At 70.5% G+C, this 24,196-nt stretch carries 18 protein-coding genes; 2 read left to right on the forward strand and 16 right to left on the reverse strand.

Annotation, left to right across the window (positions count from 1 at the left end; translation table 11 throughout):
- Nucleotides 1-211 precede the first annotated feature (211 nt).
- From ACZ5Y9_RS00255 to ACZ5Y9_RS00295, 9 genes are all read right to left on the reverse strand, one after another.
- The gene (locus ACZ5Y9_RS00255; protein WP_464471940.1) at nucleotides 212-1,846 is read right to left on the reverse strand and encodes an ATP-binding cassette domain-containing protein; all 1,635 of its coding nucleotides are present in this window, start codon (nucleotides 1,844-1,846) and stop codon (nucleotides 212-214) included.
- Nucleotides 1,843-2,715 (reverse strand): ABC transporter permease, encoded by an 873-nt coding sequence (locus tag ACZ5Y9_RS00260; RefSeq protein ID WP_247624301.1) that lies wholly within the window; start codon nucleotides 2,713-2,715, stop codon nucleotides 1,843-1,845. The genes ACZ5Y9_RS00255 and ACZ5Y9_RS00260 overlap by 4 nt, the downstream gene beginning before the upstream one ends.
- Complete coding sequence (locus ACZ5Y9_RS00265) at nucleotides 2,712-3,731, reverse strand: ABC transporter permease (RefSeq protein ID WP_464471941.1); 1,020 nt, start codon at nucleotides 3,729-3,731, stop codon at nucleotides 2,712-2,714. The genes ACZ5Y9_RS00260 and ACZ5Y9_RS00265 overlap by 4 nt, the downstream gene beginning before the upstream one ends.
- 153 nt (nucleotides 3,732-3,884) lie before the next feature.
- A complete protein-coding gene (locus ACZ5Y9_RS00270) occupies nucleotides 3,885-5,513 on the reverse strand; it encodes an ABC transporter substrate-binding protein (RefSeq protein ID WP_464471942.1) in 1,629 nt (542 codons plus the stop codon).
- Between the two features lie 267 nt (nucleotides 5,514-5,780).
- Nucleotides 5,781-6,827: an AbiH family protein gene (locus ACZ5Y9_RS00275; RefSeq protein WP_464471943.1), complete on the reverse strand. Its 1,047-nt coding sequence runs from the start codon at nucleotides 6,825-6,827 to the stop codon at nucleotides 5,781-5,783.
- A 144-nt stretch (nucleotides 6,828-6,971) separates the two neighbouring features.
- A complete protein-coding gene (locus tag ACZ5Y9_RS00280) occupies nucleotides 6,972-8,903 on the reverse strand; it encodes a helix-turn-helix domain-containing protein (protein WP_464471944.1) in 1,932 nt (643 codons plus the stop codon).
- A 216-nt stretch (nucleotides 8,904-9,119) separates the two neighbouring features.
- On the reverse strand, nucleotides 9,120-9,896 hold the full coding sequence (locus ACZ5Y9_RS00285; protein ID WP_247957090.1) for an enoyl-CoA hydratase/isomerase family protein: 777 nt from the start codon (nucleotides 9,894-9,896) through the stop codon (nucleotides 9,120-9,122).
- Complete coding sequence (locus ACZ5Y9_RS00290; RefSeq protein ID WP_464471945.1) at nucleotides 9,896-11,161, reverse strand: CaiB/BaiF CoA transferase family protein; 1,266 nt, start codon at nucleotides 11,159-11,161, stop codon at nucleotides 9,896-9,898. Before ACZ5Y9_RS00290 ends, ACZ5Y9_RS00285 begins: the two co-directional genes overlap by 1 nt.
- Nucleotides 11,158-12,489, reverse strand: a complete 1,332-nt coding sequence (locus tag ACZ5Y9_RS00295) for an MFS transporter (RefSeq protein ID WP_464471946.1) — start codon at nucleotides 12,487-12,489, stop codon at nucleotides 11,158-11,160. Before ACZ5Y9_RS00295 ends, ACZ5Y9_RS00290 begins: the two co-directional genes overlap by 4 nt.
- A gap of 451 nt (nucleotides 12,490-12,940) precedes the next feature.
- Here ACZ5Y9_RS00295 and ACZ5Y9_RS00300 point away from each other — a divergent pair, with 451 nt between their 5' ends.
- Entirely contained in the window at nucleotides 12,941-13,354 is a 414-nt protein-coding gene (locus tag ACZ5Y9_RS00300; RefSeq protein ID WP_464471947.1) for an META domain-containing protein, read from the forward strand.
- 100 nt (nucleotides 13,355-13,454) lie between these two features.
- Here ACZ5Y9_RS00300 and ACZ5Y9_RS00305 read toward each other — a convergent pair whose 3' ends face one another.
- From ACZ5Y9_RS00305 to ACZ5Y9_RS00335, 7 genes are all read right to left on the reverse strand, one after another.
- Nucleotides 13,455-14,669, reverse strand: coding sequence for a M20 metallopeptidase family protein (locus ACZ5Y9_RS00305; protein ID WP_247624294.1), 1,215 nt, complete (start codon nucleotides 14,667-14,669; stop codon nucleotides 13,455-13,457).
- Nucleotides 14,669-15,436 carry an ABC transporter ATP-binding protein gene (locus ACZ5Y9_RS00310; RefSeq protein WP_464471948.1) on the reverse strand — a complete coding sequence of 256 codons (768 nt, stop codon included), beginning with the start codon at nucleotides 15,434-15,436 and terminating at the stop codon, nucleotides 14,669-14,671. The genes ACZ5Y9_RS00305 and ACZ5Y9_RS00310 overlap by 1 nt, the downstream gene beginning before the upstream one ends.
- Complete coding sequence (locus tag ACZ5Y9_RS00315; protein WP_464471949.1) at nucleotides 15,433-17,262, reverse strand: dipeptide/oligopeptide/nickel ABC transporter permease/ATP-binding protein; 1,830 nt, start codon at nucleotides 17,260-17,262, stop codon at nucleotides 15,433-15,435. The genes ACZ5Y9_RS00310 and ACZ5Y9_RS00315 overlap by 4 nt, the downstream gene beginning before the upstream one ends.
- Nucleotides 17,263-17,265: 3 nt before the next feature.
- Entirely contained in the window at nucleotides 17,266-18,309 is a 1,044-nt protein-coding gene (locus ACZ5Y9_RS00320) for an ABC transporter permease (protein ID WP_247624291.1), read from the reverse strand.
- 1 nt (nucleotide 18,310) lies between these two features.
- The gene (locus ACZ5Y9_RS00325) at nucleotides 18,311-19,900 is read right to left on the reverse strand and encodes an ABC transporter substrate-binding protein (protein WP_247624290.1); all 1,590 of its coding nucleotides are present in this window, start codon (nucleotides 19,898-19,900) and stop codon (nucleotides 18,311-18,313) included.
- Nucleotides 19,901-19,962: 62 nt separating this feature from the next.
- A complete protein-coding gene (locus tag ACZ5Y9_RS00330) occupies nucleotides 19,963-21,537 on the reverse strand; it encodes a hydantoinase/oxoprolinase N-terminal domain-containing protein (RefSeq protein WP_464471950.1) in 1,575 nt (524 codons plus the stop codon).
- The gene (locus ACZ5Y9_RS00335; protein ID WP_247957096.1) at nucleotides 21,534-22,640 is read right to left on the reverse strand and encodes a DUF917 domain-containing protein; all 1,107 of its coding nucleotides are present in this window, start codon (nucleotides 22,638-22,640) and stop codon (nucleotides 21,534-21,536) included. The genes ACZ5Y9_RS00330 and ACZ5Y9_RS00335 overlap by 4 nt, the downstream gene beginning before the upstream one ends.
- A 73-nt stretch (nucleotides 22,641-22,713) precedes the next feature.
- On the opposite strand from ACZ5Y9_RS00335, the gene ACZ5Y9_RS00340 reads away from it, so the two are divergent.
- Entirely contained in the window at nucleotides 22,714-24,192 is a 1,479-nt protein-coding gene (locus tag ACZ5Y9_RS00340) for a PucR family transcriptional regulator (protein ID WP_464471951.1), read from the forward strand.
- Nucleotides 24,193-24,196 lie beyond the last annotated feature (4 nt).

Genomic DNA, 24,196 nt, shown 5'->3' on the forward strand with positions numbered 1-24,196 from the left:
GGTGGAGCAACAGTAACCCGCACGTCGCGGGCGCGTCAAGAACCGGTTTACCCCGGTGGATGCCGCGACGACGCTCGGTTTCGCGAGGCGCGCTTCGGGAGGAGATCTCCGTCTCAGGAGGAGAAACAGGAGGGATTTCTCCTCCCCACGCCGAGATCTCCTCCCGAAGCGGTGGGTCAGACTGCGGGCAGGCTGCGCGTCAGACTGCGCCTCAGACGGCGGGGAGCGAAGGAACCGCGTCGATCAGCAGGCGCGTGTACGCGTCGGCCGGGGCACGCAGCACCTGCGAGGTGAGACCCTGCTCGCGCACCACGCCGCCCTGCAGCACCACGACCTCGTCGCAGACCTTCTGGATCACACCGAGATCGTGCGAGATGAAGAGGTATCCGACACCGGTCTCGGCCTGCAGACGCGCGATGAGCTCGAGGATCTGCTTCTGCACCGCCACGTCGAGCGCCGACACCGGCTCGTCGAGCACGACCACCGCGGGCTCCACGGCGAGCGCCCGGGCGATGCCGAGCCGCTGACGCTGACCGCCCGACAGCGACGAGGGCCGCCGGTCGGCGAAGTCCGCCGGGAGTCCGACACGCTCGAGCCAGTCCCGCACGCGCGCACCGCGCTCCGTGCGCGACAGCGACGGATGCCGCAGCCCGATCGCCTCGTCGAGAAGGCGTCCCGCGGTCCAGCGCGGGTCGAAGGACGACCCCGGATCCTGGTAGACGAACTGCACGTCGCGCGGGTCGTCGCTCGCACGGCGCACGGTGCCGGCATCCGCGGTCTCGAACCCGGCGAGGATGCGCGCGACGGTCGTCTTGCCCGACCCGGATTCGCCCACGACGCCGAGCGACCGCCCGCGGCGCACGGCGATCGAGACGTCCTTCACCGCGGGGCGCGTCGCGCCACCCGGCAGGCGGAAGGTCTTGCTCACGTGCTCGGCGGCGAGGACGACGTCGGATGCCCCGGACGCCTCCACTGCCTGCACATCTTCGGAGATCTGGGGCGACACCCCGGTGGTCGGATGCTGGGCTCCGGCGTGTCCGGTCGAATCTCCGAAGTCGTGCGGGGCGGGGCCGCTGTCGAACCGCGGGGCCGCGTCGATGAGGGAGCGGGTGTACGGATGCTCGGGATTCGAGAGCACGTCGGCGGTCTCGCCCTTCTCGACCACGGCGCCGCCCTGCAGCACCAGTACGCGGTCGGCGAGCTGCGACACCACGGCGAGGTCGTGACTGATGAGCAGCAGCGCGATGCCCTGCTGCTTGAGCTCGCTGAACAGGGCGAGGATCTGCTTCTGCACCGACACGTCGAGCGCGGTCGTCGGCTCGTCGGCGATGAGCACGGCGGGGTCTCCGGCGAGCGCGGTGGCGATGAGCGCGCGCTGGCGCTGACCGCCGGAGAGCTGCGCCGGACGCTCGTCGATGCGCGTCTCGGGATCGGGCACGTGAGTGCGGCGCAGCAGTTCGAGCGCACGTTCGCGGCCGGCCCGTCCACGCGGCCCGCCGGTCGCGGCGATCGCCTCGCGCACCTCCTTGCCCGCCGTGCGCAGCGGGTCGAGCGACGACAGGGCATCCTGCAGGATGTACCCGATGCGGCGGCCACGGATGCGGCGCCAGCGGCGTTCGGAGAACCGCCGCGCGTCGACGCCGTCGATCTCGAGCACCGCGGCATCCACCCGGGATCCCGCGCCGACGAGTCCGAGCAGGCTGCGCGCGCTGACGGACTTGCCCGATCCCGACTCGCCGACCAGCGCGACGCACTCGCCCGGGCCGATCTCGAAACCGACGCCCTCGACGGCCGTGCGACCTCCGAACGACACGGTCAGGCCCTCGACCCGGATCAGCGCGTTCATCCGCGACCCTCCAGACGTGCCTGCAGGCGACGACCGAGCACGGTCGTGCTGATGACGAAGAGGGTGATCGCGAGACCGGGGAACACCGCGGCCCACCACCCCAGCGTGAGGAAGTTGCGCGCGTTCGAGAGCATCGAACCCCATTCGGGAGTGGGCGGCGGGCTGCCGAGACCGAGGAACGACAGGGCGGCGCCGGCGAGCGTCGCACCGCCGAGGCCGATCGTGGCGATCACGACGACCGGGCGCACGGCGTTCGGCAGCAGGTGTCGCCCGAGCACGCGGGCGCGCGACAGCCCCATGCCTCGGGAGGCCTCGATGAAGGTCGAGGTGCGCACGCGCAGCGTCTCCCCGCGCACGACGCGCACGTAGTAAGGGATGCCGGCGATGCCGATCGCGATGGTGGCGGTGGCGAGCCCTCCGCCGAAGAGCGCCAGGATGAGGATCGCGAGCACGAGCTCGGGGAACGCCGCTCCGATGTCGGTGAGCCGCAGCGTCACGGTCGAGATCACCCGGTTCGACAGCCCGGCGACGAGGCCGAGGATCGTTCCGAAGAAGAGCGAGATGACGACGGCACCGAACCCGAGCACGAGCGAGCTGCGCGCACCGAAGACGATGCGGGCGTAGACGTCGCGTCCGATCTCGTCGGTGCCGAGCGGATGCCCCGGCCCCGGAGGCGCGAGGATCAACGCCCGGTCGGCGGCGAGCGGGTCCTGCCCGGTGAGCAGCTGCGGCCACAGCGCGGCGAGCACGAACAGCACCAGCACCAGCGCGCACAGCAGTGTGCCGATGTCTGCGGCCAGGCGCACCCAGCCGCGCCAGCGCACGTGCTGCCGGGCGGTGACGGCCTCGGCGACGACTCCCCCGCTCATGCGGTGGCCTCCGTTCGGTCGGCGTCCGTAGGTTCGGATGCCGCAGCGGCGTCGTCGTCCTTCGACGGGGCGATCACGCGGTCGGCGTCGCGCACCCGCGGATCGACGAGCGCGTACGACAGGTCGACGAGCGTGTTCACGAGGATGAACACGGCGGTGCCGACGAGCACGACGCCGATCACGACCGGGATGTCCTGCGAGGCCACCGAGTCGACGAGCAGCCGCCCGAGCCCCGGACGGCTGAACAGGGTCTCGGTGATCGCGGCGCCACCGAGCAGGGCCCCGAACGAGAACCCGAGCATGGTCAGGTACGGCACCGCGGCGTGACGGAGCGCGTGCCGCACGGTCACGGCGAGCGACCCGAGACCGCGCGCACGGGCCGAGAGGATGAAGGGCTGCTCGAGCGCATCGTCGAGCGACTGCCGCAGCACCTGCAGCAGCAGGGCGGCCGTCGGCAGCGCGAGGGTGAGGGCGGGGAGGACGAGCGAGCGCAGATCACCGCTGTCGAGGATGGGGAGCGCGCGCAGCCACACGGCGAACACGAGCATCAGCACGAAGCCGAGCCAGAACACCGGGGTCGACGCGAGCACGAGTTCGACGCCCGAGGAGATCCAGCTGGGCAGGCGGCGACCGGCGGTCAGCACACCGCCGGTGAGCGAGATCACGACGGCGAGCACGATCGCGACGAGCGCCAGGGCGATCGTCGGACCCGCCTGCGCGGCGAGCAGCGGGGCGACCGGTTGCTCCTGCACGTACGACATGCCGAGGTCTCCGCGCAGCAGACGACCGAGGTAGAGGAAGTACTGCACGATCAGCGGCTCGTCGAGGTGGTACTCCTGCCGCACGACGGCGAGAACCTCGGGGCTGATGTCGACCTGCTGCTGACCGGCGCCGAGGATCGCGAACGCCGGGTCGACCGGCACGAGCCGCAGCGCGAAGAACGTGAGGGTCGCCGCACCCCACAGCGTGATCAGGCTCACGCCGAGACGGCGCAGTACTCGCCAGACCGTGCTCATGTCGTTCCTCCTCCGTGTGCGTCTCGGGGCGGGACCCTTCGACAAGCTCAGGGACCCAGTACCGGGGCGGGACCCTTCGACAGGCTCAGGGAGAGCGACCGCCCTGGGTTGCTGAGCCTGTCGAAGCATCCCAGGGCGGTCACCCCGCGAGACTCAGTTCTTCCAGGCGTCGAACAGGTACGGCTGCGGCCACGCGTAGTCCCACGCGACGCCGTGCACGTTCGGCTGCCAGGCCACCACGCGGGCCCGCGAGTACAGCGGGATCGACGGGGCGAGTGAGGGCAGCAGCTCCTGCGCCTGGCCGTAGAAGTCGGCGCGGGCGGCCGGGTCGGCGCTGGCGCGCGCCTGGGCCAGGATGCCGTCGAGCTCGGCATCCGCCAGGAACGACGCGTTCGAGCCGATCGACGAACCGTCCGACACGTTGTCGCCGCCGTACAGGCGCCACAGCTGCATGCCGGTCGCCTCCGACTGGAACGACGGCATGATGCCGTACTCGCCGGTGTACAGGCGCTGCGAGAAGTCCGCCGCCGGAACCGGCTGCAGCACGAGCTCGAAGCCGAGCTCCTTCGCGTCGATCTGCACCTGCTCCAGCGTGCGCTGGGCGAGCTGGTCGTTGTCGGCGTAGGGCACCGTGGTGCTCAGGCGCTCGCCGTCCTTGGTGCGGTAGCCGTCGGCATCCGTTCCCGTCCAGCCGGCCTCGTCGAGCAATGCGCCCGCGGCATCCGCGTCGAACTCGATGACGTTCTCGAGGTCGGTCTTGTAGTCGGGCGTCGTGGTCGCCAGGTACTCCTGCACGGGGTACGCGCCGAACGTCGCGCTCTTGACGATCGCCTCGCGGTCGATGCCGGTGAGCAGCGCACGGCGCACGTTCACGTCGTCGAACGGCGCGGTGCGCGTGTTCAGGTGCAGCGTGAACCCGACGCCCGGCAGCAGGAACTCGTCGGACTCGTAGCGGTCGTCGGCCGTGACCTCTTCGGCGTACTCGGGAGCGATGTAGTCGACGATGTCGGCTTCGCCCGTGAGCAGCGCGTTGTAGCGCGTCTGGTCCTCGGGCAGGAAGCGGTAGGTGATCTTGTCGAGGTACGCGGCGCCCTCGTGGGTGCCCTCGGGGCCCCAGTCGTAGTCGTCGTTGCGCACGTAACTGATGCTCTGGCCCTTGACCCACTCGTCGAAGACGAACGGACCGGTACCGACCACGGTCGACGCGAGCGAGTCCGGGTCGTCGAGCAGCTGTGTCGGCGACACGATGCCGAAGTACGGGGCGGCGATCAGCGTGAGGAAGCTCGACTCCGGCTGCTCGAGCGTGATGCGCACGGTGTACTCGTCGAGCACCTCGGCCGTCGGGCCCAGCTTCGCGACCGAACCCGTGGACTTGTTGGCCGGGTCGGCGACGTAGTCGAAGTTGACCTTCACGGCCTCGGCGTCGAACGGGGTGCCGTCGTGGAAGGTCACGTCGTCGCGCAGCGTGAACGTGTACACGCGGGCGTCGTCGGACACCTCCCAGTCGGTCGCGAGCCACGTGCCGTAGGTGCCGTCGCCGTTGTCCCACACGAGGGAGTCGACGACCGGGGTCAGCACGTGCGCGCCGCCCATCTGGTCGACGAGCGGGTTGAGCTGCGGCGGTTCGGAGCGAGCCGCGACGACGAGGTCGCCGCCGGTGACGGGCTCGCCGTTCTCACCCGAGGACTCGGGGGCGGCCGAGGCGCAGGCGGTCAGGGTCAGAGCGGTGACGACGGCTGCTGCGACGGCAGCGCCGAGGCGACGGGGGATTCCGGATGCCACGATGGGTCCTCTCGGGTCGGCACGGGCTTCCGACGCTATCCAGGCCCGCGGATGCCGGTCGCCCCGGGCTACACAGGGCGACACCGTGCGTCAGATTGCGTCACACGGGTGAGTTGCGAGGGCGAGTGGGCTAGGGTCGGCGCCCTTCTTGCGACAGGCCAACGTGTTGGGCGGAGAACTCCGTGTTGGGCGGACGAATCTTCGACATTCGTCCGCCCAACGGCGAGAACTCCGCCTCAGCGATCATCCCGAGCCGAAAGGAAGACGCTAGCGGCGAGAGTTGAGCCAGGTCCGATCGTCGGAGTCTGCGTAGCTGATAACGACGATCTGCTCGGAGATCGCGTCGCGCTCCGCTCTCTTGAGACCCGCAGCTTTCAGGAACTTCCTTCTCACGTCATCCTCAGCAAGCTTGGAACTACTATCTGCGTTCCACCAGTAGAGGAGCAACGCCCGCTTCTCATCCTTGAGCAGCGCATCCGCGATGTTCTTCCACCACCACTCGTCGGTCTTGCCCAGCGAGCATCCGAAGACGATGAACAAGCTCGTGTCATCGAAGAGGTGCGCATAACGCTGCTCCACTCGTGCCCAGTACGTCTTCGCCAACTTAGCGCCAGGGCTCCGAGGATCACCGTCGCCGTTCGTTCCGAAGAGAAGCGAGCGAGGAATGTCCTGATAGCCATGAGGGTGCGCGACCTGCATCTCGACGTAGCTCGATGACGCGTAGTCCCACTTGTCGAGCGCTAGCCCGCGAGGGTCCGCCTCGAAAGTGAAGTTCGTATCCACCGTCGAGTACGGCACGGGGTCGAACTGCTCCGAATCCATATAGAGGTAGTTGTCCAGGAGCGAGGTGTAGTTGAAATTCACGAAGTAGAAGTTGTAGAGGTCGTAGTTCGCCTTCTTCAGGCCGAACGGAATCCTCTCCAAGTCCTCTCTGCTCTCGATGTCCTTCAAGAACTTGGAGAGGGACGCTCGGCCCCAGCGATTCGATTGCGCGTCCGAACTCACTTCGGCGAGAAGCGATGTACTCACCACCATGTTGAGGAACTCGGAGAAGTGTTCGCGAACCTCATCGAGAGACCGCCGAATCTCTGCAATCGGCTCACGAGCGGCTTCGAGGCTGGCGATGCATTCCTCGATGTCGCTCCAGTTCTCACGCCCCTTCTTCAGAGCCGATTCCATCTCGCCGACGATCAAATTTCCATCATCGACGTTCTTCATCTTCATGAAGTGATAAAAATCCGCATAGCGCGTCGTCGTCGTCTGCTCGTACTCGCGCAGGATCTGGATGTCGAACCCGTTTCCGACGAGCGCCATGATGTTGATCTGATCGTTGAGGTGATTCAGTCCCGATACTTGCGCGTAGCCCAACGGATCGTCTCCCTCGATTTTGCGAAGCCTTGTGGCACCGCTCCCATATGATGGTGGATTCCGCCCAACCGGGACAACTCACAACGAGGGTCAGCCCCCGAGCAACTCCCGCCGGAGGCGCTCGAGTCGCACGGCGGCCTGCAGGCGGAACCGGTACTCGGCATCCGCGGGGTCGCCGTCGAGCAGCGTCCAGATCCGGTCGAGCCGCTGCTGCACCGTGTTCGTGTGCACGCGCAGCGCGGTCGCGGCACCCTGGCGGCTCTCCCCCGCGTCGAAGTACGCGACGAGGGTGTCGACGAGAGCCGTGCCCCGCCGTTCGTCCCACGCGCGCACCGGCCCGAGCACCCCGTCGACGAACCGGGCCGCAGCCTCCGGCTCCCCCGACGAGAGCACGTGATACGGCGCGAAGTCGTCCGACCGCACGGTCGCCCCCGACACCCCGAGCGGTCCCAGGAACCGCAGATCGCGCACCGCACGCTCGACCGACGCGCGCAGCGCCGGCACCCCGTCGACCGTCGCGCCGACGACCGCGGTGACCGACGGATCGTCGAGCCGCTCGGCGAGGATCCGCCGCACCTGCTCGGTCGCGGCCACGAGACCGGCCCCGCCAGCCCCGGCCCCAGCCCCGGCCCCAGCCCCGACGGATGCCGTCCACGCGACCACGAGCCCGTGTTCGCGCACCGTGACGAGGCCGTGGTCGCCGACGGCATCCGCGGCCACCGTCAGCGCACCCTCGCGTCCGCGCACATCGATCGCCGCCGCGCCCACGAGCGGGTGCACGACCTCGGCGGAGAGAACGGATGCCTCGGCCGAACCGTCGAGCACCGCACCGAGCACGCGTGCACGGCGTTCGGCGCGGATCGCCGAGACGGCATCGCGTTTGAAGGAGACGAGGGCGGCGACCTGCGCGGCGCGCTCGAGCGTGGGGCGGGCGACGTCGTCGGGCACGGCGTCCTCGTCATCGGCGACCATCGCACCGAGCACCCGGTCGGCACCGAGGATCGCGACCACCAGCCACCGGCGCTCCCCGTCGACCACCGCGACCGCATGCCCGCTCGCCCGGCTCTCCCGGATCGCATCGGCGAGGGGCCTGCGGCGCGGCAGGCCCGCACGGGCATCCGCTCCCGCATCGAGGGGAAGCCCCGTCTCGTCGACCGCGCGCACGCGCCGCCCGAGGCGATCCGACACCGTCGCGACGAGATCGATCAGGGTCGCGCCCGAGACGACGGCGGCGGTGAGCTCTTCATGGATGCCGCCGACGATCTGCGTCGCGGCGAGGTGGCGCTCGAGCTCGGCGTACGCCTCTTCGGCGCGGGCGCGGGCAGCCGCGCTCTCGGCCAGCACGCGCGCGCTGTGCAGCACGGCGGCGGCATGATCGGCGAACGCCGAGAGCAGCAGCACCTGGTCAGGCGTGAAGTCGTGGGCGAACCGGTTGCAGGCGAACAGCGCTCCGAGCACCTCGTCGCCGACGGCCAGCGGCACGCCGAGGAACGAGACGAGTCCCTCGCGCGCGACCGCATCGTCGATGGAGGGGTCGTGCGGAGCATCCGCCATGCGCGTGTACTCGCGCACCCAGACCGGTTCGCGGGAGTCGGCGACCAGGCTCGCGAGGCCGTACCCGGCGGGCACGAGCAGGTCGCGGAACTCCGGGGTCACCGTGCCCGCCGAATACCGCACGCGCAGATCGCCCTGCGCGTTGTCGACCTCCGAGAGGTACGTGACGTCGGTACCCATGAGTTCGTGCGCGCGCTGAACGAGGCGGCGCAGCACGTCGGTCACGTCCTGCAGTCGCACGAGTTCGCGCGCGGTCGAGAAGAGCGCCTCGAGTTCGACGGTGCGCCTCCGCAGCCGCGCGGTCTGCTGCTGCGACTCCTGCACCGCGGCGAGGATCTCCTCGACATCGGATGCCGCGGCATCCGCCTCGGTGAGCAACTGCGTGAGCGCGAGCATCCGCTCCCCCGGCTCGGCACGCGCGGCCGCGACGACCTCGCGCACGAGCGCGGACGCGGTGTTCTCGGCCATGAGGCTCCTCTCACCCCCACCTTCCCACGGGCCCGGTTTCCGCCGGGTATCTGCGCGATGCCGCCGGAGGATCGCGGATCCCGTCGAGACCCACCGATCGCGTCGAGACCCACCCTCCGCGACGTCGGGCGTGAGGGGTTTCGACGCCGTGGGACCCTTCGACAGGCTCAGGGACCCAGTCACGCGAAAGGACCCTTCGACGGGCTCAGGGACCAGTCATGCGCCCCGCGACGGGAACCGCGGGGGGCGGCGCTCGGCGAAGGCGGCGAGGCCCTCGCGGGCGTCGTCGCTCGCGAACGCCTGCTGCCCCAGCACCGCCTCGAGGCGGAACGCCTCCGACTCGGGCAGGTCGGCGAGCGCACGCACGGCCCGCTTCACGGTCGCGAGCGCTGTGGCGCTCTTCGTGAGCAGCTGCTCGGCGACGGCGATCGCTTCGTCGTGCAGAGCGGATGCCTCGACCACCCGGTTCACGAGCCCGTACCGCAGCGCGGTCTCGGCGTCGATGCGGTCGCCGCGCAGCATGAGGTCCATCGCGAACGCGTAGGGGATCTGCCGGATGAGCCGCACGAGCGTGCCCCCGGCCGGCACGACGCCGACACCGGTCTCGGGCAGCGCGAACTGCGCATCGGCGGAGGCGAGACGGATGTCGGTCGACAGCATGATCTCGAACCCGCCGCCGAGGCAGAGACCGTTGATCGCGGCGACCACCGGCTTCTCGAGCGTCGAGTGCTTCTGGTGCGCGGCATCCCACTCGCTGATGTCGAAGCGCTCCTCGGTGAGCGCCGGGATCGATTCGCCCAGATCGGCGCCGACGCAGAACGCGCGCTCCCCCGCCCCCGTCAGCACCGCGACGCCGATGCGCGGGTCGCCCTGCACCTCCGCGAACGCGGCGCCGAGTTCGTCGTACATCGCGAGCGTCAGTGCGTTGAGCTTCTCGGGGCGGTCGATCGTGATGACGCCGATGCCATCCGTGCGGTCGAGACGGATGCCCATCAGATCGTGCCTCCCGTGCGCAGCGCGGCGACCTCGTCGGCCGAGTAGCCGAGGAACTCTCCCAGCACCCGATCGGTGTGCTCACCCATGTCGGGCGCGAGCCCCGCGGTCTGCGCGGGAGTGCGATCGAGCTTCACCGGCGACCCGAAGGTGCGCAGCGACCCGTGGCCCGGGTAGTCGTTGTCGACGATCATTCCGCGCGCGGCGATCTGCGGATCCTCGACGACCTCGCCGATGTCCTTCACCGCGCTCAGCGGCACGAGGTCTCCGGCGAGCGCCTCGAGCTCGGCCTTGGTGCGGTCGGCGAACCAGCGCACCACCATCGGCTTGACCCTCTCCTGGTAGACCTCGGCATCGAAGCGGGCGGCCATGCTGTGCAGGTCGGGGTTGTCGTCCCAGTCGGCCGGACTGCCGAACGTCTCGCACGAGATGCGCCAGAACTTGTCGGTGTACCCGCCGAAGAACACGAAGCCGTCGGCGCACGGGAACAGCTCGTAGGGGCGCACGAACGGATGCTGGTTGCCGAGGGGCTTCGGCACGACACCGTCGACCGTGTAGGACACGACGGCGTTCTCGGTGAGAGTGAGGACGGAGTCCTGCTGCGAGATGTCGACGAGCTGCCCCTCGCCCGTCTGCTCGGCGTGCCGGAGCGCCGCGAGCACCCCGATCACGCCGTAGAGGCTGGCGGCGAGGTCGCCGATGATCGTGCCCACACGGGTGGGCGGGCCACCGGCCTCACCGTTCATCGACCACAATCCGCCGGTGGCCTGCGCGCTGTTGTCGTAGGCGGGGCGCAGCCGGTACGGACCCGACTGGCCGTAGCCGCTGAGCGCCGCGTACACGAGCTTCGGGTTCACCCGACGCAGACGCTCGTAGCCGTGCCCGAGACGGTCCATCGTGCCGGGGCGGAAGTTCTCGACGAGCACGTCGGCGCGCTCGACGAGCCGGTCGAGCACCTCGGCGGCACCCGGGCTCTTCAGGTTCAGCGTGACGCCCAGCTTGTTGCGGTTGTACTGCGCGAAGAATCCGCTCAGCGGCTCCGCATCCTCGCGCGGCAGCATCGGCGGGAAGGTGCGCGTGTAGTCGGGGTCGCCGGGGTTCTCGACCTTGATGACCGTCGCGCCCAGGTCGGCCAGGATCATCGAGCAGTAGGGCCCGGCGACGACGCGTGTGACGTCGACCACCACCACCCCCGCGAGTGAGCCGGGAGCGGCATCCACTCCTCCGAGTCCGGCGAGCAGGGCGCGGGTGGCGTCATCGATCATCGAGAGGATCCTTCCGGGGCGGGAGCGGCGGCACGGCGCGAGAGGCGGTGGAGCAGGGTGACCGAGACGAGGGTGACGATGCCCGCGACGACCATGTAGAGGGCGATCGCCCACGAGCCGCCGAACACGTCGAGCAGCTCGAGGTAGATGATCGGCACGAACGCCGAGCCCACGATCGTGCCGATGCCGAGCGCGAGCGACATGCCCGTGTAGCGGATGCGCACGTCGAACGCCTGTGCGTAGAGCACGCCGAGGGTGCCGTAGGTCGCGCAGAAGCCGATCGTCGTCGCGATGTAGGCGACGTATGCGGCGGCGAGGCTGCCGGTGTCGATCAGCCAGAACGCCGGGAACGCGAGGAGCACCGAGAGGATCGTGCCGGAGGCGAAGACCTTCGCGACGCCGAAGCGGTCGGCGAGCCACCCGGCGAGCGGGAGTCCGACCAGCGCCAGCAGCGAGCAGATCGTCGCGATCGTGAGCATCTCGGGCTGCGTGTGCCCGACGAACTGGGTGCCGTAGGTGAGGCTGAACGTGAACAGCATGTAGAAGACCGCACCGATGACGGCGAAGCTGAGGGCCGCGAAGACGACCTGGCCCGGGTGGGTCTTGAGGGTCTCCCAGAGCGGCACGCGGGCGGCCTTACCGGCATCGCGCATCTTCTCGAACTCGGGGGTCTCACTGATCTTCAGACGGATGAACAGGCCCACCAGCACCAGCACCGCGCTGATGAGGAACGGCACCCGCCAGCCCCACGCCTGGAAGGCGTCGCCGGGGAGCGCGACCAGCGGCAGGAACACCAAGGTCGACAGCGTCAGCCCCAGCGCGAGTCCCACCTGCGGGAAGCTGCCGAGGAACGCGCGACGACGCGGCTCGGCGTGCTCGACGACGAGCAGGACCGCACCGCCCCACTCGCCGCCGAGAGCGAAGCCCTGCACGAAACGCAGCACCATCAACAGGATCGGGGCGGCGACCCCGATCGCGGTGTAGGTCGGCAGGAGACCGATGAGGAAGGTGGCGACACCCATGAGGACGAGCGAGATGACGAGCATCCGCTTGCGTCCGATGCGATCGCCGAAGTGCCCGAACACGATCGACCCGAGCGGGCGGCCGAAGTACCCGACAGCGATACCGCCGAACGCCAGGATCGTGCCGACGAGCGGGTCGTAGTCGGGGAAGAAGAGGCTGTTGAGGATCAGCGCCGCCGCCGTCGAGTAGGCGAAGAAGTCGAACCACTCGACGGTCGTGCCGACGACGCTCGATGCGACGATCGTGCGGATCTGCGAGCGCTCCGCGGGAGGCGCGTCGCGCCGGGCGGTGGATGCCGAGGTCATGGGGTTCCCTTTCCGCGGCGTCTCCGCTGACGCCGGCCAGGGATCAGCCTGTCAGGGCGGGAGGCACGGGCCTATGTCTCGGACGCATACACCTGTGGTCTCCATGTGGCGCTTTGAGCCACGGGCATCCGCGGGGTGGCGCCCTTCGTCTCGTCGCTGCGCTCCTCGCTCAGGAACCGGTTCGTCAGTCTCGCTGCGCTCCTCGCTCAGGAACCGGGAGGTACAGCCGGTCCCTGAGCGAGCGGAGCGAGACGAAGGGCCGCACACAGCGGAGGAGATCTCGCGTTCCGCAGGAGCATCCGCTGGATTCGATCCTGCGTTGCGCGAGATCTCCTCCGCTGCGGGGCGCGGCACCGCAGGGCTTGTGTGCCTCGGGATGGCCTGGGAGGCTTCGAGGCAGGAGAGGATGCCGATGAGCCAGCGAACGCGACGAATGCGACACGGGGTCGGGATGACGCTGGGACTCGTCGCCCTCACCACCCTGGTCGCATGCACGGCCACCGACCCGGCTCCCACGACATCGAGCGCCCCGGCCTCGCCGACACCGTCGTCCGCCGCGGCATCCGAACACTTCCTGGGCGAGTGGGTGTCGCCCGACGACGCGGCGGTCACGTTGACGCTCAGCGCTGACGGCACGCTGGTCGCCTTCGACGGATGCAACTCGCACTCCGGAACGTGGGTCGGGCCGAACGGGGGAACGATCGGCCTGGAGTTCACGTCGAGCACGGAGGCGAGCTGCCCCGAGGGCGTCGTCCCGTGGCTCACGACGTCGGATGGCGCGATCGTCGACGGGCCCGAGGTCGCCCTCACACTCTTCGGCCCGACGGATGCCGAGACGGGAAGCCTGGTGCGGGCCGACGGCTAAACGTTCGTCGGGGCCCTTCGACAGGCTCAGGGACCCAGTTGCGGGTGCGGCGAAAGCGGGGTCGCTGAGCCTGTCGAAGCGTCCCTCACGAGATACGGCCTCAGCCGCGCAGCAACCGGCGCCAGGTGAGCTCGGCGAGGACGGATGCCTGCAGCGGAAGCACCTCGTCGTCGAAGATGGCCTGCTCGGAGTGCAGCGGCATCGGACCCGAGTCGGGGGCGGCACCGACGAACACGAGGGCGCCGGGCACTTCCTGCAGCACGTAAGAGAAGTCCTCGGATGCCATCGACGGCGCCGCGAGCCGGATCACGCGCTCCTCCCCGACGAGCTCGTCGAGCACCTCCAGCACCTCGCGAGTCTCGGCCGGGTCGTTGTAGGTCACGGGGTACGAGGCGATGAACTCCGACTCCAACCGGCATCCGTTGGACTCGGCGATCCCCGCCAGCATCACCGGCAGCTGCTCGCGCACCGTGTCGAGGGTCTGCATCGACAGGGTGCGGATGTTGGCCTCGAGCGACACGGTCGCGGCCAGCACGTTGCTCGCCTCGGAGTCGCTGCTCAGGCGCGTGATCGAGATCACGGCCTGGTCGGTGGCGGGCAGGCGGCGTGCGGCGAAGGTCTGCACCGCGAGGATGAGCTGCGCCGCCACCGGCACCGGGTCGATGCCGAGCTGCGGGAAGGCGGCGTGGCCGCCGGTGCCGTGCAGGGTCAGGCGCAGCGCGCTGGCGCTCGCCATCATCGCGCCCTCGCGGGTGACGAGCTGTCCGCGCGGGGTGGCGCTGTCGACGTGGATCGCGTACGCCGCGACCGGCCGCGCCCCGGCGGCGTCGAGCACGCCCTCCTCGATCATGATGCGACCGCCGGCCTGCCCCTCCTCACCGGGCTGGAACATGAACACGACCGTGCCGGGGAGTTCGTCGCGGCGGGCGGCCAGCAGCCGCACGGCACCGAGCACTCCGGCCATGTGCAGGTCGTGGCCGCAGGCGTGCATCGCGCCCGAGGTCGCGGCGAACGGCAGACCGGATGCCTCGGTGATGGGCAGTCCGTCCATGTCGCCGCGCAGCAGCACCACCGGGCCCGGACGCCCGCCGCGCAGCACAGCGGTGATCGACGACAGCGACTGCCCGACGGTGATCTCGAGTCCGAGACCCTCGAGCTCACGCAGCAAAATCGCCTGCGTGTTCGGCAGGTCGAGTCCGATCTCGACCGCTCCGTGCAGCTCGCGCCGCACGGCCGTGAGGTGCGCGCGCAGTTCTTCCGCCGCACCCCCGAACCCGCCGTCGAAACCAGAACCCGCGTCCGAACCGGAACCCATCAGAACTGCATCCTCTCGCCGAGAACGGGGACCGCGTCGAGCAGGTCCACCGTGTAGGGGTCGGCGGGGTTCGCGAGCAGTGCTTCGGTCGGCCCGGCCTCGACCAGCTTGCCATGTCGCATCACGCACACCTCGTCGCTGATGTACCGCACGACCGCGAGGTTGTGCGAGATGAACAGCATCGACAGCCCCAGTTCCTGCTGAACCTCGCGCAGCAGGTTGAGGATCGCGCCCTGCACCGAGACGTCGAGGGCGCTGGTGACCTCGTCGGCGATGAGCACCGAGGGCTCGCCCGCGAGGGCGCGCGCGATCGTGATGCGCTGACGCTGGCCGCCCGAGAAGGCGCCGGGCCGCTCGCCCGCGCGGTCGGGGTCGAGGTGCACCTGGGCGAGCAGTTCGCGCACGCGGGCGATGCGCTCGGCGCGGGTCCAGCGGCGGCCGGTGGCGCGCAGGGCCTCGGCGATCGAGTCGCCGATGGGCATGAGCGGGTCGAGGGCCGAGAACGGGTCCTGGAAGACGAGCTGCATGCGGCGGCGTGCGCGGCGTGCGGCCGCCCCATCGGTCGCCGTCTCGACGCCGTCGACGCGGATCGATCCGGATTCGGGGCGCACGAGCCCGACGGCGGCGGCCGCGATCGTGCTCTTGCCCGACCCGGATTCGCCGACGAGTCCGACCGTGCGGCCCTTCGGCACCGACAGGCTCACCCGTTCGACCACGCGGGTACGGCCGTAGCGGACACTCAGGTCCGTGATCTCGAGCGCGTTCACACCGGCACCTCCTTCTCGTGGGCACCGTCGTGGGAGCCCTCGCGGGCATCCGCCGGGTCCTCGGTCGGCGCGGAGTCGTCCAACGCCTCGGGCATCAGTTCCGGCGGGATCACCGGCAGCGGCTGCGTTCGGTCGCTCGTCATGTCGGGGAGGCACGCGATGAGCGCCTGCGTGTACGGATGCTGCGCGTCCTGCCGGATGCGGCCGGCCGAGAGCGCCTCGACGACCCGCCCGTCCTTCATCACGATGACCCGGTCGCAGAACGCCGAGACGAGGGCGATGTCGTGCGAGATGAACACGATCGCCGCTCCCGTCTCCTCCTGCGCCCGGTGCAGCACGCCCATCACCTGACGCTGCACGGTCACATCGAGCGCGGTGGTGGGCTCGTCGGCGATGATCAGCCGCGGCTTGCCGGTGAGCGCCATGCCGATCATGGCCCGCTGACGCATGCCACCCGAGAACTCGTGCGGGTACTGCTTCAGCCGGTTCGCGGCATCCGGGATCCCGACGGCGGTCAGCGCGTCGGCGGCGCGCACGCGCGCCTCCTTCGGGCGCATGCCCATGTGCACTTCGGGCACCTCGGTGAGCTGGCGTCCGATGGTGAGCGCGGGGTTCAGCGAGGTGAGCGGGTCCTGGAAGATCATGCCGAGCTCGACGCCCAGGCGGGCACGATCGGATGCCGTCAGCTGCCCGGTCATGTCGAGGTCGTCGAAGCGGTGCGCGGAGGTCGTGATGATCGCGTCGTCACCGAGGAGCCCGGCGAGCGCCATCGCGGTGAGCGATTTGCCCGACCCGGATTCGCCGACGATGCCGACGATCTCGCCCCGGGCGACCCGCAGGTCGACGCCGCGCACGCGCTCGACCACGCCGCCGTCGGCGGTGGGGAAGGCGATGTGCAGGTCGGTGATCTCGGCGACCACGTCGCTCTCGGGCGCCGCGGCGGCCGGGGCCGGGTTGCGTCGGCGCGAGGTGATCGTCACCCCGCCGACGGCCCGGGCGGCGACGGCGCGGAAGCCCGAGCCGCGGGTGCCGGCGACGGCTTCGCTGAGCAGCGTGAAGACGAGACCGGCGAGCACGATGGCGATGCCGGGGCCGATCGCCGCGAGCGGGTTCACGTAGATGCGCAGGATGCCCTCCTGCAGCATCCGCCCCCAGTCGTACGCGGGCGCCTGCACCCCGAGGCCGAGGAACGAGAGACCGGCGAACGACAGCAGCGTGACGCTCGCGGTCGCGGCGGCGTTCACGAAGAACGGGTTGGCGATGTTCGGCAGCACGTGCCGCAGCAGGATGCCGACCGGCCCGACGCCCACCACGCGGGCGGCCCGCACGTAGTCGCGGCCCGACACGGAGGAGGCGAGGTTGTACACGAGACGGGCGAACGACGGGATGCCCGCGAAGCCGATCGCGAGCATCGCCCCGGTCGCCGTCGCGCCCCAGATGACGGTGAAGAACAGCACCATCAGCAGCCAGGGGAACGCGAGCAGGATGTCGAGGAGGCCCGTGAACCAGCGCCGCGGGTACTTGGGCAGGATGCTCGCGACGAGACCGAACACGATGCCGCCGGTGAGCGCGATCGCCGTGGCGCCGAGCGTGAGCAGCAGCGTGAGGCGCGTCGCGGTGAGCACGCGGGCGAGGATGTCGCGGCCCAGCTCGTCGGTGCCGAACGGGTGCGCCGCGCTCGCGCCGAGCAGACGCGAGGAGACGTCGGTGGTGTCGGCGGCCGGGCCCCAGATCGTGGGACCGGCGACGGCGAGGAACACCAGGAGCGCACTGCCGGCGAGGGCGGAGATCGCGGTGGCGTTGAGGAGTTTCTTGCGCACGGACATGTCTCAGCCCTCCGTGATCGACGAGCGCGGATCGATGGTGGCGAGGATGACGTCGACGACGAGGTTCACGCCCAGCACGATGAGCGCGTAGACGATGACGACGCCCTGCACCATCGGGTAGTCCTTGGCCCCGACCGACGAGACCATGATGGTTCCGAGTCCGGGGATCGCGAACACGGTCTCGATGAGCACGGTCGCGGCGGTGAGGCCGGCGAGGATGAGCCCGCCGACGGTGAGCGACGCGGTGACGATGTTCGGCAGCGCGTGCCGCAGGTGGATCAGGTGCCGCGGCAGGCGCTTGGCCCGGGCGGTGGTCATGTAGGTGGTGTCGAGCACCGCCAGCATCTCGACCTGCACGATGCGCACGAGGTACGCCATCGGGCCGATCGCGAGGGCGATGACCGGCAGCACGGCATCCGCCGGTTTTCCCCATCCGGCCGCCGGCAGCCAGCCGAGCTGCACCGCGAACAGCGAGATGAGACCGACCGCCACGAGGAAGCTCGGGACGGCGATCAGGATGCCGAGCACGGCCGAGAGCGTCATCGACAGGCCGCGGCGACGGCCGGAGCGCGCGAGCACCGCCGCGCCGATGCCGGCGGGCAGCGCCCCGATCACGGCGATGATGAAGGCGAGCACCGCGAGCAGCAGCGTGGTCGGGAAGCGCTGCGCGAGCACGTCCGCCACCGGTCGCTGCAACCGCACCGAGGTGCCGAGGTCGCCCGTGAAGAGACCGCCGATGAAGCGGAAGAACTGCTCCCACATCGGCCGGTCGAGGCCGAGCTGGGTGCGGGTCGCCTCGACGAGCTGCGGCGTCGCGCTCTGACCCAGCGCCGCGCGCACGGGGTCGCCGGGCACGAGGTACATGAGCAGGAACGACGCGACGATCACCACGGCCAGGGAGATCACGAGCCGGCCGAGGCGGCGGAGCAGGAACGCGGTGCGCGGGGAGAGCCCCCGACGCAGGCGGCGCTCCTCCACCCGCGCCGCCAGGGCGGCCGTGGTGGTGTCGACCACCTCGGCGGTCGCGGGAGGAGGAGTCGTCGTCATGTCAGCCCAGCATCCGGATCGAGGTCGGCTGGATGAAGTTCGGCTGCTCGAACACCGCGCCCGACTGGTAGGTCGGCAGGATGTTGTCGGTCACCGGGAACACGTCGAAGCGGTTGATGAGCTCGGCCTCGGCGTCCTGCCAGATGCCGCAGGTCTCCTCGGGGCTCGCGCTCGAGGCCTCGGCGGCGAGAGCGGAGTACTCGGGGTTGTCGACCCACATGAAGTTCAGACCGCCCTGGTCGGGGGTGGCGCCGTCGAAGAACGTCGACAGCACGACCGGGCCGCCCGGTGCCACCTGCACCCAGCCGGTGTCCCAGTCGAAGGTCGACCAGAGCTGCTCCGACCAGGCCGCCGCGTCGTTCGCGAACAGCTCGGTCGTCACGCCCAGCTCGTCCCACGTCTCCTTGACGAGCTCGGCCGCGGCCGCGTGCGTCGAGGTGGGGGCGTTGTAGACGAACTTGATGGTCAGCGGCTGGCCGTCCTTGGTGCGCGTGCCGTCGGAGCCGACCGTCCAGCCGGCCTCGTCGAGCAGCTCGGCCGCCCGGTCGAGGTCGGTGTCGGGCAGCTCCCACTTCGGACCGTCGGCGACGCAGAGCAGCGGGTTCTTGGTCACCAGCGAGACGGACTCCAGTGCCTCGCCGTCGGCGATCACCGTGCCGACCTCGTCGCGGTCGATCGCGATCGACAGCGCCTCGCGCACGAGCGGGTCGGAGAACGGACGACCCTCCTTCTCGTTGAAGAGGATCATTCCGACGGGGTTGCGCACACCCGAGTGGGTGAGTCCGGCGCCGTCGAGACGGGCACGGTCCGCGCCCGAGATCGTCGCCGCGTTGATCTCGCCGGAGACGAGCAGGTTGGCGGCCGTGCTCTCATCGGTGACGACGCGCGCCTGGATCGTGTCGGGCAGACCGACGGTCTCGCTCGTGACGTCGTCGGGGCCCCACGTGTAGTCGTCGCGCTTGGTGAACGTGTAGGTGTCGCCCGGCTTGACGTCGCTCAGGCCGAAGAGTCCGGTGCCGTCGGTCGCGTCCGACAGCGTGGTCGGGTCGGCGAGGCCGGCGTCGCAGACGAGCATGATCGTGCCGACGTTGACGGCCAGGAACGGGTTGTTCTCGGTGCTCGTCACCGTCACGACGTTACCGTCGGCGGTGGCCGAGATCGTCTCGTCGATGACCGAGCCGTACGAGAAGGTCGCGTTGGCGGGGTCGGCGTTGTAGTTGAGGTTGTCGGCGACGGTCTGCGCTGTGAACTCCGACCCGTCGGTGCAGGTGATGCCGTCCTTGAGGGTGAAGACGACCTCGGTGCCCGTCTCCTCCCAGCTTTCGGCGAGCCAGGGCACGAGGTCTCCCTCGTCGGTGACGGCGATCAGCGATTCGTAGGCGAGGCTGACGACCGCGAACGTGTCGGGCGAGACGGCCTTGAGCGGGTTCAGGTCGCCCGGGTCGTCGCCGACGGCGGTCACGAAGGTGCCGCCGGAGACGTAGTCGCCCTCGGCGGGCGCGGACTGATCGTTCGAGCCCGCGCAGGACGTCAGTGTCAGCGCAAGCGCAGAGAGAACGGCGGCCACGGGTACTGCGGTACTGCGTTTCATAGCGATCTCCTGATTTCGGGTGAGGGGGTGGAGCTGCGGATGCTGTGGTCTTCTTCTTCCGGTCAGCGGACCGGAACCTCGGCCGAGAGCCGCGCGAGCGGGCCTGCGGCCTTGACCGTCACGTTGACGGTGGGCTGGGCGGTGTAGGGAACGTGCGTCTCGAGGACCTCGACGATCGACACCTGCAGCGGGTCGGCGCCGGCCTGGATCGCCTTCGCGATGGCGGCTTCGGATGCCTGCTCGATCGCCTGGTTGCGATCGCCCATCGGGGCCATCTGATCGGCTCGGCCGCCGGCGAGCGAGATCGCCGCGCCGACCGCGTTGGCGACGCCGCCGTGGTCGGGACGCAGGATGCTGCCGGCGCTCGCGAGGCTGTCGGGAACGAGGAATCCGCCGCCGCCGACGACGACGAGAGGGATGTCCATGCGTCCGAGGGAGAGGCGTTCGACGGCCTCGTCGAGGCGATCGGCGACCTTCGCGAGCGCCTGCTCGAGCGCTTCGGTCACCTGCGACGACAGCGCGGGCAGCGTGCGACCGGCGACGGGGCTGCCGGCGAGGGCCGCGGCATCCGTCAGCGTCGGGGTGGAGCCGCCGAACAGCAGGCCCTCCCGGTCGATGCGGTAGCCGACCGAGTCCGGGCCGACGCGGCCCGAGGCGACGTCGACGATCGTGCCGCCGCCGATGCCGACGCTGAGGATGTCGGGCATCCGGAAGTTCGTGCGCACCCCGCCGATCTCGCGCGGCAGCGTCGACTCGCGGGGGAATCCGCCCACGACCACGCCGAGGTCGGAGGTCGTGCCGCCCACGTCGATCACGATCGCGTCGTCATGGCCCGAGAGGTACGCGGCGCCGCGGATGGAGTTCGCGGGGCCCGATCCGATCGTGAGCACGGGGTACTGCGCGGCGTAGTCGAGCGACATCAGTGTGCCGTCGTTCTGGGCGAAGAAGGTGGTCGCGTCGAGACCCTCCTCGGCGACGACCGTCACCAGCGCTTCGGTCACCGACCGGGCGACGCTGTAGAGCGCGGCGTTGAGGAGCGTTGCGTTCTCACGCTCGAGCAGACCCGTCGGGCCGATGTCCTGGCTGAGGAACACCCGGGTGTCCTGCCCCAGGTGGCCGCGCAGCAGGTCGGCGACCTCGAGCTCCTGCTCGGGCGACGAGGGGCTGAAGATGCCCGCCACGGCGATCGCATCGAAGTCGTCGAGGCCGTCGACGAAGCGCAGGATGCCGTCGCGGTCGAGCGGGGCGATCGGGGTGCCGTCGACCATGTGGCCGCCGCCGAGCATCGTGGCGCCGGCGAGCACCATGCGCACGAGGTCGTCGGGCCAGCCGGTCAGCGGCGGGTACTCGGTCGCGGCCGGCGCACCGAGGCGGATCATCGCGACCCGGTCGAGCTGGCGGCGCTGCACGATCGCGTTGGTCGCGTGGGTCGTGCCGAGCATGACGCGCGAGACACGGGAGCGGTCGTCGCCGATCGCGGCGAGCACGTCGCGGATGCCGGCGCGGATGCCGCCGGTGATGTCATCGGTCGTGGCGCGCTTGGTCCACGCGAGCACCCGGCCGTCGCCGTCGAGCACGACCGCGTCGGTGTTCGTGCCGCCGACGTCGACGCCGATGGAGAGGTCGCGGGCGGTCATCGGGTCGCTCCTTCGAACGGGACGTACGGCAAGTCGTAGCCGAAGGCCAGGGGCCCGGCGAGTTCGAGGCCGCGGGGCGTGCGCCAGATCGGGTCGCAGGCCCACGCGAGAACCGAGACGCGCTGGCCGAAGCGCAGCATCTCGGTGGTGATCGCGTGGCCGGTCTCGGCGTCGATGATCGTGATGAGGTCGGGCACGCTCACCAGCACCTCACCGTCTTCGAGCACGAGCAGGTTCTCGTTCTGCAGCTCGAGGCGCTGCAGGCGGCCCCGGTCGGCGCCGGTGCCGGTGATCGTCACCGAGCCGCGCACGAAACCGCCGACGGTGCGGCGGTCGAGGTCGGTGATCTTGCCGGTCATGAGCACGCGGGCGTCGAGCTCGGCGGCAACGGCGGCCACCGGGTCGGACGACGACATCAGGGCGTGGCCGACGCGGATGGCGGCGCTCACCGTGCCCTCGATGACCGAGCCCTTCACCTGGTCGGCGGTCATCGGGTAGTGCGCGCCGATGCAGATCGAGCCGCTCGCGACGGTGAGGGCGCGGGCGTGACGCTCGAGCCAGTGCAGGTCGACCGTCTTCATGACCGAGATGTTGCCGACGACGTCGCTCTGCACGGCCCATGCGCAGGGGACGCCGGCGACGTTCATCGCCACCATCGCGGCATCCGGGAACGCCCGGCCCATGCCGTCGGCGTCGAGGATCTGCAGGCCGAGGCGGGCGGCCCAGCCGATCGGCTGCACGCCGTTGCTTCCCCCGATCTCGGCCGCCATGAGCGTCGTGACCTTGCGGCCGAGCAGCCTCTCGGCCTCGGCGAGCAGCGCGTGGATCTGGTCCTTCGCGGCCAGCATCTCGATGCCGACCGTCGGGGCGCCGATGCCCGACATCAGGATGACGACGTCGTCGGCGCCGAGGTCGTCGACCTGCACCAGGCGCACGGGGCCGTGCTCGCGCAGCGCGGTCTCGACCATGATCTGCGAGGTGTAGACGGCGCCACCGCCGCCGGTGCCGAAGATCGCAGTGCCGACGCCGAGCGCGGCGATATCGTCTGCCGTGATCTCGGTGATCGGAGCCGCGGTGCGTGCGACGGAGGAAGTCTGGGCCATGTGTTCACGGTACGGAGCCGTTCACCTCCCGGCAATGTTTCCTGCATCCAGTGATTCCGGGCATACTGTGCGCATGGCACAGTACACACTGCGGGATCTGCGTGATGACGCCGACAGACTCGGGCTGCGCTCGCACGCCGGCCCCGTCGACGACCGGCAGATCGTGCGCGTCGACCTCGCCGCCGTCGACCGCCTCGACGCCCTCGCCACCGGCACCCTCGCGATCATCGACGGCGAGGAGCAGCCACCGCCCTTCCGCATCGACGTCGCCCTGCGGCAGGCCAGCGCCCGCGGCCTCGCCGGCCTCGTCTTCACCGCCCCGCTCACACTCGCCGAGACCGCGCGCGTACTCGCCGAGCGCGCCGGCGTCCCCGTGTTCTCGGCCGTGGGCGTCGGCGCCGCCGACCTCGCGAAGACCATCGACCGGGCCATCTCGGGCGGGGCGTCGGAGGCGATGATGCGCGGAGCGCACGCCATCGCCCTCGCGACCGAGGCCGCGGCATCCGCAGACAGCACGACCGAGAGCATCCTGTCGGTCGCCGGCGGCGCACTCGGGGTCGCGCTGTCGATCGCCCCCGACCAGGCCGCCGCGTGGACCGATGCGGATGCCGTGTTCATCGGCGAGGTGCTCATCGGGCGCCTCGTGGCCGATCGCACCGACGGCGCGACCGAGGTGTCGCTGCCCGTGATCGCCTCGCTGCTCTCGCGCGTCGCGCAACGGCAGAGCCGCGACCGGTTCGCCCCCACGCAGTCGCGCGCCGACCTGCTCGTCGAGCTCGTGCTCGCCGAGCCCTCGCGCGCCGAGGGCTTCGTCGCCCAGGCCGCGCGTCTCGGGCTGCCCCTCCCCCAGTCGCACGCGGTCGCCTGGCTCGCCCCGACCGGCACCGCCGACCCCGACGCCCGGGCGCCGCGCAGCGTGCAACCCGCGCTCGAACTGTTCGCGCTGCAGCTCGTCGAGGCGCGCGAGGAGATGTGGCACGTCGCCTTCCTGCAGGACGACCTGCTGCTCGTGTGCACCGAGGAGCACGGGGCCGGCGACCATCAGCGCCGCGTGCGCGAGGTCGCGATGCTCATCCAGGAGCGGGCGCAGGAGATCGCCGGCTCCGACTGGGCCTACACGCTCGGGCTCGGCACCCCGCAGGTCGGCGCGCTGGGACTGCGGCAGTCGGCGGCCGAGGCGCGCATCGCGGCTGAGTCGGCGATCGCCGCCGGGCGCCTCGGCGGGGTCGAGCTCACCGATGTCACGGGCCTGCGGCGGGTGCTGCTCGACGTCTACGCCTCGCCGATCAGCCGCGAACTGCTGCACGACATCCTGCGTCCGCTCGACGACCTCGGCCCCGAGCGCGCGCTGCAGTCGGTGCGCACCCTGCTCGTGTACCTCGCGCACGAGGGGTCGCTCGTGCACGCCGGCCGCGAGCTCATGCTGCACCCGAACGGCGTGGGGTACCGGATGCGGCGCATCCGCGAGCTGCTCGGCATCGATCTCGCCGATCCCGACGCCCGCTTCGCCGTCGAGCTCGCCTGCCGCGTGAGGTTGCTCGGCGCCGGGTAGCCCC

Source organism: Microbacterium sp. T3-8, from assembly GCF_055398145.1.

What these genes read in the sequence shown, in the direction of transcription:
- ACZ5Y9_RS00255 (WP_464471940.1), bottom strand. Translation starts at nt 1,846, where the DNA reads ATGAACGCGCTGATCCGGGTCGAGGGCCTGACCGTGTCGTTCGGAGGT.
- ACZ5Y9_RS00260 (WP_247624301.1), bottom strand. Translation starts at nt 2,715, where the DNA reads ATGAGCGGGGGAGTCGTCGCCGAGGCCGTCACCGCCCGGCAGCACGTG.
- ACZ5Y9_RS00265 (WP_464471941.1), bottom strand. Translation starts at nt 3,731, where the DNA reads ATGAGCACGGTCTGGCGAGTACTGCGCCGTCTCGGCGTGAGCCTGATC.
- ACZ5Y9_RS00275 (WP_464471943.1), bottom strand. Translation starts at nt 6,827, where the DNA reads ATGGCGCTCGTCGGAAACGGGTTCGACATCCAGATCCTGCGCGAGTAC.
- ACZ5Y9_RS00280 (WP_464471944.1), bottom strand. Translation starts at nt 8,903, where the DNA reads ATGGCCGAGAACACCGCGTCCGCGCTCGTGCGCGAGGTCGTCGCGGCC.
- ACZ5Y9_RS00285 (WP_247957090.1), bottom strand. Translation starts at nt 9,896, where the DNA reads ATGGGCATCCGTCTCGACCGCACGGATGGCATCGGCGTCATCACGATC.
- ACZ5Y9_RS00290 (WP_464471945.1), bottom strand. Translation starts at nt 11,161, where the DNA reads ATGATCGATGACGCCACCCGCGCCCTGCTCGCCGGACTCGGAGGAGTG.
- ACZ5Y9_RS00295 (WP_464471946.1), bottom strand. Translation starts at nt 12,489, where the DNA reads ATGACCTCGGCATCCACCGCCCGGCGCGACGCGCCTCCCGCGGAGCGC.
- ACZ5Y9_RS00300 (WP_464471947.1), top strand. Translation starts at nt 12,941, where the DNA reads ATGACGCTGGGACTCGTCGCCCTCACCACCCTGGTCGCATGCACGGCC.
- ACZ5Y9_RS00305 (WP_247624294.1), bottom strand. Translation starts at nt 14,669, where the DNA reads ATGGGTTCCGGTTCGGACGCGGGTTCTGGTTTCGACGGCGGGTTCGGG.
- ACZ5Y9_RS00315 (WP_464471949.1), bottom strand. Translation starts at nt 17,262, where the DNA reads ATGTCCGTGCGCAAGAAACTCCTCAACGCCACCGCGATCTCCGCCCTC.
- ACZ5Y9_RS00320 (WP_247624291.1), bottom strand. Translation starts at nt 18,309, where the DNA reads ATGACGACGACTCCTCCTCCCGCGACCGCCGAGGTGGTCGACACCACC.
- ACZ5Y9_RS00325 (WP_247624290.1), bottom strand. Translation starts at nt 19,900, where the DNA reads ATGAAACGCAGTACCGCAGTACCCGTGGCCGCCGTTCTCTCTGCGCTT.
- ACZ5Y9_RS00330 (WP_464471950.1), bottom strand. Translation starts at nt 21,537, where the DNA reads ATGACCGCCCGCGACCTCTCCATCGGCGTCGACGTCGGCGGCACGAAC.
- ACZ5Y9_RS00335 (WP_247957096.1), bottom strand. Translation starts at nt 22,640, where the DNA reads ATGGCCCAGACTTCCTCCGTCGCACGCACCGCGGCTCCGATCACCGAG.
- ACZ5Y9_RS00340 (WP_464471951.1), top strand. Translation starts at nt 22,714, where the DNA reads ATGGCACAGTACACACTGCGGGATCTGCGTGATGACGCCGACAGACTC.